Source organism: Burkholderia sp. AU19243 (assembly GCF_018148075.1).
GTDB lineage: Bacteria > Pseudomonadota > Gammaproteobacteria > Burkholderiales > Burkholderiaceae > Burkholderia > Burkholderia latens_A.
Genome location: NZ_JAGSTV010000002.1, coordinates 287,864 through 300,678, shown reverse-complemented (window position 1 = coordinate 300,678; position 12,815 = coordinate 287,864). Strand labels below are relative to the sequence as shown.

Sequence of the window (12,815 nt, the reverse complement as noted above, 5' to 3'; positions counted from 1 at the left end):
TCACAACAACACCACGACAACAGGACGCAACCATGCAACGAGCCGTTCTCTTCACGCCGCGTGCGCTGCGCACGCTGGCCGCCGCCGTGATCGGCGTCACCGCGCTCGCCGCGGCCGCCGCGACCTTCGACCTGAGCCCCGAACAGCGCGGCCGCCCGCGCGGCGCGGCCGATGCGGCCGTCGAACGCGCGGTGCCCGCGTCGTTCAAGTTCGCCGAACCCGGCACGTTGACGATCGGCGTCGCGCCGAGCCTGCCGCCGATCAGCTCGTATGCGACCGACGCGCGCACGGTGATCGGCTTCGACGCGGACGTCGGCCAGCTCGTGTCCGACAGCCTCGGCCGCAAGCTGAAGATCGTGCCGCTCGCATGGGCCGACTGGCCGCTAGCGCTCGAATCGGGAAAAGTCGACGCGGTGATCTCGAACGTCACCGTCACCGAGGAGCGCAAGCAGAAGTTCGATTTCTCGACGTATCGCAAAGACCAGGTCGGCTTCTACGTGCGCAATGACAGCAAGATCCAGTCGATCCGCGAGCCGAAGGACGTCGCGGGCCTGCGCATCGTGACCGACGCCGGCACCAACCAGGAAAAGATCCTGCTCGCGTGGGACCGCGAGAACGTCGCACACGGGCTCAAGCCCGTGCAGGTTCAGTACTACGACGACCAGGCGATGCGGATCGTCGCCGTGCAGTCCGGCCGAGCCGATGCGGTGTTCAGCGTGAACTCGGTGCTCGCGTACCAAAGCGCGCAGCAAGGCAAGACGCGGCTGGTCGGCGCGATCAGCGGCGGCTGGCCGCGCACGGCCGACATCGCGATCGCGACGCGCCGAGGCAGCGGGCTCGCCGATCCGCTGACCCTCGCGCTGAACGGGCTGATCAGGAGCGGCCGCTATCAGCAGATTCTCGATCGCTGGAATCTCGCGTCCGAGGCGATCGATCAGTCGCGCACGAATCCGCCCGGCTTGCCGAAGATCTGAGCGCCGCCCGTTCACGTTGCGCAGAGGAGCGCCGAACACGATGTCTTATTCGCTTTCGTTGCTGGACAAGAGCCCGATCGCCGACGGCGCGACTGCCGCCGACGCGCTGCGCTTCACGACGACGCTCGCGCGGCGTGCCGAACAGCTCGGCTACGAGCGCTTCTGGGTCGCCGAGCATCACGGTGCGCCGGGCTTCGCAAGCTCCGCGCCGGAGATCGTCGTCGCGCATCTGCTCGCGCATACGTCGCGCATTCGCGTCGGCTCGGGCGGCGTGATGCTGCAGCACTACAGCCCGTTCAAGGTGGCCGAGACGTTCAAGCTGCTCGCCGCGCTCGCGCCGGGTCGCGTCGATCTCGGCATCGGCAAGGCGCCCGGCGGATTGCCTCTGACCACGCGCGCGCTGCAGTGGTTTCACGACAACGCGAGGAAGCCGGATTTCGCCGGACAGCTCGCGGAGCTCGATGCGTTCCTCGGCTGGGGTGTCGCCGAAGATCACCCGCTCGCCGGCGCGGTCGCGATGCCGGTGCCGCCGGATGCGCCCGAACGCATCCTGCTCGGCGGCTCGCCAGGCAGCGGCGAGCTCGCCGCGCGCCACGGCTGGCGCTTCTGCTACGCCGGCCACTTCAACGGCGACGACGCGAACCTCGAGCGCTCGCTGTCCGCCTACCGCGACGCAGGCGGCACACGGCCGCTCGTCGCGCTGTATGCGATCGCCGCGCCGACGCGCGAAGCCGCCGAGCAACTGAGCGGCCCGCTGAAGATCTTCAAGCTGCAGTTCGCCGGCGGCCCGAGCTTCAACCTCGCAAGCGCGCAGGCCGCGGCCGAGTTCGCGCGCCAAAGCGGCGCGTCCGGCTACCGGATCGACGAGCTGCGCCCGGCCGTGCTCGCGGATACGCCCGAGCGGATTCACAGCGCGCTCGACGCACTGAGCCGGCGGCTCGACGTCGATGCGTTCGTGATCGATTCGCCGGTGACCGATTACACGGCTCGGCTCGCATCGGCCGAATGGCTCGGCGGCGCGCAGTCGATCACGCCGCTGCAGGCAGCCCTCGCGGCCGGCCATGCGGGCCGCTCCCTTTCTTTCGACCAAAACACGTAACGCGCCGATGACGACCCGACGATCGATACCCTTCGGCCTGATGCTGCAAGGCGCAGGCAGCCACATGAACGCATGGCGGCATCCGAGCAACCCGCCGGACGCGAGCATCAACCTCGACTTCGCGATCGGCATCGCGCGCAAGGCGGAAGCGGCCGGCATCGCGTTCGCGTTCGTCGCGGACGGCCTCTACATCAACGAGAAGTCGATTCCGCACTTCCTGAATCGCTTCGAGCCGCTGACCGTGCTGTCGGCGCTCGCGGTCGCGACGAAGAAGATCGGCCTCGCGGGCACGATCTCGACGTCGTACAGCGAGCCGTTCACGGTCGCGCGGCAGCTCGCGTCGCTCGACACGATCAGCGGCGGCCGCGCGGGCTGGAACGTCGTGACGACGCCGCTCGAAGGAACCGCGAAGAACTTCGGCAAGACGCATCCGGATCACGAATTGCGCTACGAGATCGCCGACGAATACCTCGCCGTCGTGCAGGGGCTGTGGGACAGCTGGGACGACGATGCATTCGTGCGCGATCGCGCGACCGGCCGCTTTTTCGACCGCGACAAGCTGCACACGCTCGACCATCACGGCCGCTTCTTCAACGTGGCCGGTCCGCTGAACATCCAGCGCTCGCCGCAGGGGCAGCCGGTGATCTTCCAGGCCGGTTCGTCGGACACCGGCATCGGGCTCGCGGGCAAGTATGCGGACGCCGTCTTCACGCATTCGCCGTCGCTCGAAGAAACGGCCGCGTTCACGCGGCGCGTGAAGCAAAGCGCTATCGAGCACGGGCGGCAACCCGGCGACGTGAAGATCTTTCCGGGTATCGGGCCGATCGTCGGCCGCACGCCCGCCGAAGCGGAGGACAAGTACCAGGCGATTCGCGACCTGCTGACGATCGACGAAGCGCTCGCCTATCTCGGCCGCTATTTCGATCACCACGATTTCACCCGGTACGCGCTCGATGCGCCGTTTCCCGAACTCGGCGACATCGGCCGCAACAGCTTCCGCTCGACCACCGACCGGATCAAGGCCGACGCAAAGCGCAACAACCTCACACTGCGCGAGACGGCCCTGGCCGTCGCGACGCCGCGCCCGAACTTCATCGGCACGGCCGAACACGTTGCCGACGAGTTGATGCGCTGGCACGACGCCGGCGCCGGCGATGGCTTCATCCTCGGCTTCCCGGTCCAGGCGCAAGGCGTGGACGACTTCATCGAACTCGTGATTCCGGCGCTCGAAGCGCGGAGCCGTTACAGCCGCGAGCTGCCGGGCAGCACGCTGCGCGATCACCTCGGCCTGCCGCGCAAGGCGAGCCGCTATGCGGCGCCGGACACGTCACAACGACAGGACGACGCCGCCGAAGCGCACGCGTGACGCCGACGCCCGCCGCGTTGCTACACCGCGCGGCGCGTCCGACCGACCCCGACCGAGGACTTCACCGACATGAGCGACACGACCCATCTCGGCGGCGCACTGCCGCCGCTCTCTTCCTCCGGCGTCCGCGACGCCGGCGCGCACGTGCGGATCGTGCCGGCCCGCCATCGGTCGCGCACGGCCGGCACGGTGCTGGCGCTCGGGCTGATTGCGCTCGCGCTGCACTCGATTCTCGGCAACCCGCAATGGGGCTGGCCCGTATTCGCCGAATGGTTCCTGTCGCCGCCGGTGTTGTCCGGGCTCGCACGCACGCTGCTGCTGACGCTGCTCGGCGCCGTGTTCGGCTTCGCGCTCGGCGCGTTCGTCGCGCTGGCCCGGCTGTCGCGCTCGCGGCTGCTGTCGGCAAGTGCGTGGGCCTTCGTGTGGCTGTTCCGCTCGATTCCGCTGATCGTGCTGCTGCTGATCCTCAACAATCTCGGCTATCTGTACGAACACGTTCGGCTCGGCGTGCCGTTTACCGACGTCGTATGGTTCGACACGCCCACCACCGACCTGATCAGCCCGTTCCTCGCCGCCGTGCTCGGCCTGACGCTCAACCACGCGGCGTTTTCCGCGGAAGTGATTCGCGGCGGCATTCTCGCGGTCGACCAGGGGCAGCTCGAAGCCGCCGCCGCGCTCGGGCTGCCGCGTGGCCGTCAGACGACGCGGATCGTGCTGCCGCAGGCGATGCGCTCGATCCTGCCGACCGCGTTCAACGATCTGATCACGCTCGCGAAAGGCACGTCGATGGTGTACGTGCTCGCGATGCCCGAGCTGTTCTATACGGTGCAGGTGATCTATCGGCGCAATCTCGAAGTGATTCCGCTGCTGATGGTCGCAACCGTGTGGTATCTGATCATCCTCACCGTGTTGTCCGCGATCCAGGTGCAGGTCGAGCGCCACTACGCGCGAGGCGCGCTGCGCAATCCGCCGCCGTCGGCGCTGACATTCGTGCTGGCGCGCGCGAGTGCGCTGTGGCGGCGCGCATCGATTCGCAATGCAGCGACGGCCGCCGCGACGACGCAGGACGAAACCGCGGCCGCCCACGCGCCGCGCACCGGCGGCGAAGTCGCCGTACACAACGTGTCGAAGCAGTTCGGCATGCAGCGCGTGCTCGACAACGTGTCGTTCGTCGCGCCGCGCGGCAGCGTGACGGTAATCGTCGGGCCGTCCGGCTCCGGCAAATCGACGCTGCTGCGCACGATCAACCACCTGGAGCGCGTCGACGACGGCTTCATCGACATCGACGGCGAACTGATCGGCTATCGGCGTGACGGCGACGTACTGCACGAGCTGAAGGAGCGCGACGTGCTGAAGCGGCGCACCGCAGTCGGCATGGTGTTCCAGAACTTCAACCTGTTTCCGCACCTGACGGTGCTCGACAACCTGATCGAAGCGCCGATTGCCGTCGCGGGCGTCACGCGCGACGCAGCCGAGCGCACTGCCCGTACGCTGCTCGCACGCGTCGGCCTCGCCGACAAGGCCGATGCATATCCGCGCCAGTTGTCCGGCGGACAGCAGCAGCGCGTCGCGATCGCGCGCGCACTCGCGCTGCGCCCTAAGGTTCTGCTGTTCGACGAGCCGACGTCCGCGCTCGACCCCGAACTGGTGAACGAAGTGCTCGACGTGATCAAGGAGCTCGCACGCTCGGGCACCACGCTCGTGATCGTCACGCACGAGATCGGCTTCGCGCGCGAGGTCGCCGACAACGTGCTGTTCATGGAACGCGGCCGCATCGTCGAATCGGGGCCGCCTGCCCGCGTGCTCGACGCGCCGGCCCATCCGCGCACGCGCGCGTTCTTGTCGCGGGTGCTGTGATGCACGCCGCTTCGTGTCTGCGAGGTAACCGATGACGATCGATCGACGCCAGTTCATGACCGCCGCGCTGGCGGCAGCGGCCGCGATGCGATGGCACGCAGCCGATGCCGCGTTCGCGGCGGCGGATCTCGATCCGCGCCAGGCCGGCCGCATCCGCGCCGCGCGCGACGACGCCGCGATTCGCGCGGCAAGCAACTACCGCTGGGTGCGCGACGGCGCGTTCACGGTCGCGATCTCACCGCACGCGCCGCCCGTGTCGACCTACGCCACCGATGCGCGCACCGTGGTCGGCGCCGATCCCGACTATGCGCAGCTCGTCGCCGATGCATTGGGCCGCACGCTTGTGCTGGTGCCGGTTGCATGGGCCGACTGGCCGCTCGGGCTGACGTCCGGCAAGTACGACGCGGTGATCTCGAACGTCGGCGTGACCGAAAAGCGCAAGGAGAAATACGACTTCACGACCTACCGGCTCGGGCTGCACGGCTTCTACGTGCGCACCGCGAGCCCGATCGCGAAGATCGCCGAACCGAAGGACATTGCAGGGCTGCGGATCATCACCGGCGCCGGCACGAGCCAGGAGCGCATCCTGCTCGAATGGAGCCGGCGCAATGTCGCGCAGCGGCTGAAGGCCGCCGAGCTGCTGTATTTCGACGACGATGCAGCCGCCCGCGTCGCGCTGCTGTCAGGCCGTGCGGATGCGGAGCTCAATCCGAACGCGTCGCTTGCGTACGAGGCCGCGCGCGACGGCAAGATCCGCCGGGTCGGTGTCGTGAATGCGGGCTGGCCGGCGAATGCCGATGTCGCGATCGCGACGCGTCGCGGCAGCGGGCTTGCGCCGGCGCTGACGCTCGCCACCAATACGCTGATCGGCAACGGCCGTTACGGGCAGGCGCTCGCGCGCTGGGGATTGCAGAGCGAGGCGGTCGCGCGGGCTGAGACGAATCCGCCGGGGTTGCCGTCGTTTTGATCGCGTGGCGCGCCATGGCGGATACGCCATGCGACGCCGGACGTGTCACCGGCAACGTTGCGCCGCGGCGAGCCGTACGTCGGTCGTCGATACCCGACTGCCTTCCACATGCAATTGGCGCAGCTTCGCCTCGAGCCCCCATGCCGCATCGTACGGGAACACTTCGTAATCGTTGCCCGGCAGAGGGACGAACGAGCGCGCGATATGCTGGACACGCTGGCTGATCGTGGTCTTGCCCGCCATGCCGAGATCCACGACTCGATCGCCACCGACACGAAACGTGATCGTCAGCGGCTGGCCGGCCTTGATCACGTACTCGTCGTAGTATTTATAGGCGTCGGCCGGCACCGGCATGCCGATCGTCTCGTTACCTGCAAACGCACGCGTGAACCCCGGCACGGCGACGTCGATCCCGGGCGCCCCGTTCGCGAACCAGTTGTCGGCCGGCTCGCATGTCGTGTTGAAGTAGAAATGGGAATAGGCGCCCAGGTATACGCGGATCCGGGCTTGCGTCGCAGGGTCGTACACGCCACCGCGCTTTGCCCCGCTACCGGCGCAGCCCGCCAGCACCCCGCATACCAGTAAAGCCCCTGCAATCTTTCTCATGAATTTCGTCGCTTCAATCGTCGATTCTGATGCTGATCGAACGACGCACATCCGCTGCGGCTCGTCGCAATCGCACTCGCCGGTCATGGCCCATGACCGATCGCGGATTGTAACGTGCGTAGGTTTATCGTTGCGACGGAGAAGATGCAGCACGACACATGCGACGGATCGCGCACGACCCATATCGGAAGCCGATCGTGGCCTACGCCTTCACAGCCGCACGCTCCCGGTCGAGTTCCGCGACATGCGCGTGAATCGCCGGAATCAGCTCGCGTCCATACGCCGACACATCGTGCAGCGGATCGAATCCGCGAATCAGGAACGTCGACACGCCGAGGCGGTAGTACTCGCCGAGCGCCTTCGCGACCTGTTCGGGCGTGCCGACGAGCGCGGTCGAATTCCAGCGCGCGCCCGTCAGGTTCGCGACGCCCATCCACAGCCGCTCGTCGAGCACGTCGCCCTGCGCGGCCGCGGCCATCAGCCGCTGCGAGCCTGCGTTCTGAGGGGCGTGACCGTCGATCGGCTGGCCGTTCGCGAGCCGCGCCGCGCGCACGCGCTCGCGAATCGCGTCGGCCTGCTCCCACGCGGCGGCTTCGGTCTGCGCGACGATCGGCCGGAACGACACGCTGATGCGCGGCGCGCGTCCAAACGGCAACGCGGCCGCCCGCACGCGCGCGATCTGCTCGCGCACCGACGCGAGCGGCTCGCCCCACGTCATGTAGACGTCCGCATGCTCGCCTGCGACGGCCAGCGCAGCCGGTGACGAACCGCCGAAATAGATGGGCACGTGCGGGCGCTGCGCGCCTTTGACGACCGGCGACGCACCGCGCAGCCGGTAGAACTCGCCGTCGTGATCGACCGGCGCGTCGGCGCGCCAGATGCGTTTCAGCACGTCGAGATATTCGCCGGTGCGGCGATAGCGTGCATCGTGCGGCACGAAGTCGCCGTCGCGCTGGAGGTCGGTGTCGTCGCCGCCGGACACGATATTCAGTGCGAGCCGGCCGCCGCTGAACACGTCGAGCGTCGAAATCTGCCGCGCGGCGGCCGACGGCACGATCACGCCGGGCCGGTGCGCGAGCAGGATGCGGACGCGTTCGGTCGCGGCGGCCGCGAACGACGCGACGATGAAGCCATCCGCCGCGTTGCTGAAATGGCCGACCAGGATCTGGTCGAAGCCGGCGGCTTCGTGCGCTTGCGCGAAGCGCCGCACGTAGTCGGGCTGGACGGCCGCGCCGCCCGGTACGTCGACCTCCGCGCCGGGCGTCGCGGTGATCATGCCGATGATGTCGACAGGCATGTCGGAATGTCCTTCTCGTTGTCGATGGAAATGCGTGGGCGGCGCCGCGCAATCACTGCACGGCGGCCGTCTTCTGCGCGGGCGCCGCGAACGCGCCCGCGTACGAGCGGTCGAGCAGCTTCGCCGTGTCGTAAGCAACCGGGATCACGCCGGCCTTGTGCAGGAAATCGGCTGTGTTCTGCGCGTCTTTCGCGGCGGTGTCGTCGATCGGGCCGACGCGCTGGTGCGCGTTGTTCAGCCATCGGTATGCGACGTCCGGCTCGAGCTTCGCGCGTTTGGCCCACAGGTCCGCGTACTCGCGCGGATGGCCGTCGACCCACTGGCGTGCGGCCACGACGCGCTTCAGGAAGTCGGCGATCTCCGCGCGTCTGGCGGTGGCTGCCTGCTCGTTCGCGGCGACGAAACTCAACGCGGGCATCAGCCCCTGCGCGGTCGTCACCGCTCGCGCGCCCTGCCGCAGCGCAAGCGTGCTGACGAACGGTTCCCACAACGACACGGCGTCGACCGAGCCGTTCGCAAGCGCGTTCGTCGCATCGATCGGCATCAGGTATGCGTACTTGACGGAATCCGCGCGCAGGCCCGCGTGCTCGAGCGCGCGCAGCACGAGTTGCTGGCTCCAGGCGCCGCGCCACACCGCGATGGTCTTGCCCTGCAGGTCGGCGACGCTGCGCACCGGCGAGTTCTTCGGCACGAGAATCGCGACGCCGTCGAGGCTTTGGCGCGATACCGCGACGACCTTCACCGGCGCGCCGCGCGCGGCCAGCGTGAGCAGCGCGGAATCGCCAAGAAAGCCGATGTCGATCGCATTGCCGTTCAGGCTCTCCGCAACGGGTGCGGCGGCCTGGAAGTGCTTCCACTCGATCGTGTAAGGCAGGTCCTTCAACACGCCGGACGCCTCCATCGACGCCTGGATGTTGAAGTAGTTCTGTTCACCGACACGCAGCGTGACGGTGTCTTTCGCGATGCCCGGCTGCGCGGCAAGCGCAAGCAGCAGCGCGGCGACGATTCGACTCAACGACATGATTTCCCCGGAAGTTGAATGACGGCCCGCGCGGTGCGACAGCCGGCGGACAGGATGGAATCCGTGACGATACGTTCATCCTGACCATGAGACAAACGCATTATTCTGCTATTCAAAGATGCAAATGTTTTATGGAAGGATATCTCCGCGAGGACTCCGCCCGCGCGCCGTCGCGGATGGCCATTCGAAGATTTCCTCGATTGATATTTCGCACGCGAAGTAAAACGGCGGCTATATTTCGCATACGAAATAACCACTCGGAGCGAGGACGGCCATGACGTCAGAACCGATCGAGTTTTCCGCCGCCGACGGCTATATGCTGCGCGGCACGCTGTGGTCGCCGGACGTGCCGCCGCGCGCGCTGGTGCTGATCCATCCGGCCACCGCGGTGCCCGAGCGGCTGTATGCAGGCTTTGCGCGGTTTCTGACCGGGCGCGGCTTCGCGGCACTGACCTACAACTACCGCGGAATCGGCGCGTCGCGGCCGCCAAGGCTGAACGAACTGCATGCGCGCATGCGCGACTGGATCGAACTCGACGTCGGCGCCGCGACCGCATGGGCTCGGCAGGCTCATGAAGGGCTGCCGCTGCTGGCCGTCGGCCACAGCGTCGGCGGCCACGCGATCGGACTGTCGGCCGGCACCGCGCACCTGCGTGCGGCCGTGATGGTCGCCGCACACGCGGGCAGTACGCGGCTGATTTCACGTGCCGCGGAGCGGCTGAAGGTGCGGCTGATCCTGCGCGTGATCGGCCCGCTCGCCGCAGCGCTGCTCGGCTACGTGCCCGGCAAGCGGCTCGGCCTCGGCGAGGATCTGCCAGCCGGCGTGTTTCGCGAATGGAGCCGCTGGACGACGCTGCCGCGCTACTTCTTCGACGACCCGACGCTCGGCGCGGCCGAACGCTTCGGGAAACAACGGTTGCCGATTCTCGCGATCGGCTTCGACGACGATCCGTGGGCGAACCCGCAAGCGATCGACCTGCTGGTAAGCTACTTCACGCGCGCGGCCGTCGAACGCCGCCAGATCGATCCGCACGCGGCGGACAGCGGGCCGATCGGGCACATGGGCTTCTTCCGCAGCCGGCCCGGCGGCGTGCTGTGGCCCGGCGTCGCCGACTGGCTCGCTCGCGCGCTCGACTCGCCGCGCGAAGCGGGCCGCCCGTCATTTTCGATTGCAACAGGGAACCGAGCTTGAACGAAGACCGACGACTGTTTTTCCTGTTGAACGTCGGCCAGCGGCGCGTGCAGCGCTGGGTCGACCGCAAGGCCGAGACCGATGCGCGCGCAAGCGCAGCACAGGCCGGCGCATTGTTCTTCCTCGCGAAGCAGGACGGCGCGCTGATCGGCGAGGTCGGCGCGGCACTGCAACTGGCGCCGTCCGCGATGACGGGGCTCGCCGACCGGATGGCGAAAGCGGGCCTGCTCGCGCGCCACGCCGATTCCGACGACGGGCGTGCGACGCGCCTGTTCCTGACCGACGAAGGTCATGCGGCGCTCAAGCGTGCGCGCGTCGTGTTGCGCGAACTGAACGGCAAGCTGTGCGACGGTTTTTCCGACGCGGAACTCGACATCGTCGCGCGCTGGTTGCACGCATTGCAGGACCGGTTTCCCGCCGAACGCTGAACTGCATCTTCCGCACGTCCACGCGCGATCGCGCACGTCATCGCACGCGATCGCATGTGAGCGATAGCGATTCCGATTCGCGTTTCCGCTTCGTTTCCGGCCGCGTATGCGCGGCAAATTTTGCGTTGTCGCCCCGCGTTGCCGACGCGCGGTTTCGGCAACGCTTTCCGGCTACGCTCTGTTACAAAAAAGTGCCTCCCGCGCCGCAGACGGATCGCCTACATTGCAATCCACTTCGACGCATTCGTCGTATGCACGGACAGGTCTTCCGTCGGGTCTCCAGCGCGATGCTCGCCCGGCCAGCAGTGAAAACGAATAGGAGTCTTGACCGAAGTGCTGGCGGTATCCAGCGCACGCGGATTGCGATGGCCCAAGCGGCCTCCTGAACGAACCCGACCCGACGCATCGCACGGCACCCGTTGCCGTGCGGGGGGTCGCGTTGCGCGGCCGTGCCGCGCCATCGTCACCGCACGTCACCGAGGAGCAGTCCATGCGACGCACGATCGTGTCCCCTTCGCTTGTCATCCGCGTCACCCGCCTGTCCGCCGCAATGGCGATGATCGCCGCTGCCGCGGCGCACGCCGATCCCGTCGCCGTATCCGGCCCAAGCCCGTTCGCCGCGTGCACCATCGGCGGCCCGGGCACGAACTACGTGAATGCCGAGGTCGAACCGTGGCTGTCGGTCAATCCAGCGAACCCGACCAACATGATCGGCGTGTGGCAGCAGGACCGCTGGTCGAACGGCGGCGCGCACGGGCTCGTCGCCGGCTACACGTTCGACGGCGGCGCGACCTGGGCGCGCACGCCGCAGCCGTTCAGCGCATGCGCGCCGGGCGGACTCAAGTACGAGCGCGTATCCGATCCATGGGTGTCGTTCGGGCCAGACGGCACCGCCTATTCGGTATCGATCTCGTTCAACCAGTCGAACAACGGCAACGCGGTCGCGGCGTCGGTGTCGACCGACGGCGGACAGACGTGGAGCAGCCCGTCCGTGCTGATCGCGAACGACGAGCCGACGACGCAGTTCTTCAACGACAAGGAATCGGTGACGGCGAACCCGGTGAAAGCCGGCACCGCGTATGCGGTGTGGGACCGTCTCGAACTGCCGAACGGCAACCCGTACGCGAACCTGCATACTCAGGCCTATCGCGGGCCGACGTTCTTCTCGAAAACGGTCGACGGCGGCAAGACGTGGAGTGCCGCGAAGATCATCGTCAACGTGCCGTCGCGGCAGCAGACGATCGGCAACCAGATCGTCGTCGATCCGAGAACCGGCACGCTCTACAACTTCTTCGACCTGATCCAGCCGCCGTTCAACAAGGCGGCCGGCAAGGTCGCGTTCGTCAAGTCGACCGACGACGGCGCGACGTGGACGAAGCCGCAGGTAATCGCCGGATTGCAGACGGTCGGCGTGACGGACCCGAACACCGGCGAACCGGTCCGCACCGGCGACATCATTCCGGAGCCGGCGATCGATCCCGCGTCGGGGCAACTTTACGTCGTCTGGCAAGACAGCCGCTTCAACGGCGGCCACTACGACGAGATCGCGTTGTCGACGTCGAAGGACGGCGGCGCAACATGGAGCGCGCCGATGCAGATCAACACGCCGACCGGGCGCCCGGCGTTCAATCCGTCGGTGCGCGTCGACAATACGGGCGCGGTGATGGTCACGCACTACGACTTCCGCGACCTGCAGGCCGGCAATACGACGACGCTGCCGACCGGATTCTGGCGCAAGATCTCGCACGACGGCGGCGCCACGTTCGCCGACGAACGGCGCGTCGGCGGCCCGTTCGACATGAAGCTCGCGCCGAACGCAGAGGGATACTTCATCGGCGATTACCAGGGGCTCGACGTGTTGCCGTCGTCGTCGTTCCACCCGCTGTTCGTCCAGACCAACGCGGGCAACCTGACGAATCGCACCGACGTGTTCTTCGCGCCGTGATGCGCGCATGACGCATGCGCTGCCGCGACCTGCATTGCGTCGCGGCAGCGCGACCGCTTGCGC

11 protein-coding genes are annotated in these 12,815 nt (G+C 67.7%); 8 read left to right on the top strand and 3 right to left on the bottom strand.

What is annotated here, in order from left to right; translation table 11 throughout:
* Window positions 1-32 precede the first annotated feature (32 nt).
* From KDW55_RS04785 to KDW55_RS04765, 5 genes are all read left to right on the top strand, one after another.
* On the top strand, window positions 33-974 hold the full coding sequence (locus tag KDW55_RS04785) for an ABC transporter substrate-binding protein (RefSeq protein ID WP_212160078.1): 942 nt from the start codon (window positions 33-35) through the stop codon (window positions 972-974).
* 40 nt (window positions 975-1,014) lie between these two features.
* Complete coding sequence (locus KDW55_RS04780) at window positions 1,015-2,073, top strand: LLM class flavin-dependent oxidoreductase (RefSeq protein WP_069243001.1); 1,059 nt, start codon at window positions 1,015-1,017, stop codon at window positions 2,071-2,073.
* Window positions 2,074-2,080: 7 nt separating this feature from the next.
* Entirely contained in the window at window positions 2,081-3,439 is a 1,359-nt protein-coding gene (locus KDW55_RS04775) for an LLM class flavin-dependent oxidoreductase (protein WP_212160079.1), read from the top strand.
* Between the two features lie 69 nt (window positions 3,440-3,508).
* A complete protein-coding gene (locus KDW55_RS29585; protein WP_209822631.1) occupies window positions 3,509-5,296 on the top strand; it encodes an amino acid ABC transporter permease/ATP-binding protein in 1,788 nt (595 codons plus the stop codon).
* Window positions 5,297-5,327: 31 nt separating this feature from the next.
* Window positions 5,328-6,263: an ABC transporter substrate-binding protein gene (locus KDW55_RS04765; RefSeq protein WP_040139861.1), complete on the top strand. Its 936-nt coding sequence runs from the start codon at window positions 5,328-5,330 to the stop codon at window positions 6,261-6,263.
* Between the two features lie 45 nt (window positions 6,264-6,308).
* On the opposite strand, the gene KDW55_RS04760 is transcribed toward KDW55_RS04765, so the two are convergent.
* From KDW55_RS04760 to KDW55_RS04750, 3 genes are all read right to left on the bottom strand, one after another.
* Entirely contained in the window at window positions 6,309-6,956 is a 648-nt protein-coding gene (locus KDW55_RS04760; RefSeq protein WP_212160080.1) for a hypothetical protein, read from the bottom strand.
* 115 nt (window positions 6,957-7,071) lie between these two features.
* Entirely contained in the window at window positions 7,072-8,166 is a 1,095-nt protein-coding gene (locus KDW55_RS04755; protein ID WP_212160081.1) for an LLM class flavin-dependent oxidoreductase, read from the bottom strand.
* Window positions 8,167-8,218: 52 nt separating this feature from the next.
* Window positions 8,219-9,187, bottom strand: coding sequence for an ABC transporter substrate-binding protein (locus KDW55_RS04750; protein ID WP_212160082.1), 969 nt, complete (start codon window positions 9,185-9,187; stop codon window positions 8,219-8,221).
* A 274-nt stretch (window positions 9,188-9,461) separates the two neighbouring features.
* Here KDW55_RS04750 and KDW55_RS04745 point away from each other — a divergent pair, with 274 nt between their 5' ends.
* From KDW55_RS04745 to KDW55_RS04735, 3 genes are all read left to right on the top strand, one after another.
* Entirely contained in the window at window positions 9,462-10,379 is a 918-nt protein-coding gene (locus KDW55_RS04745; RefSeq protein WP_212160083.1) for an alpha/beta hydrolase, read from the top strand.
* Complete coding sequence (locus tag KDW55_RS04740) at window positions 10,376-10,807, top strand: MarR family transcriptional regulator (RefSeq protein ID WP_069243007.1); 432 nt, start codon at window positions 10,376-10,378, stop codon at window positions 10,805-10,807. Before KDW55_RS04745 ends, KDW55_RS04740 begins: the two co-directional genes overlap by 4 nt.
* Window positions 10,808-11,297: 490 nt before the next feature.
* On the top strand, window positions 11,298-12,752 hold the full coding sequence (locus tag KDW55_RS04735; RefSeq protein ID WP_212160084.1) for a sialidase family protein: 1,455 nt from the start codon (window positions 11,298-11,300) through the stop codon (window positions 12,750-12,752).
* Window positions 12,753-12,815: the final 63 nt, after the last annotated feature.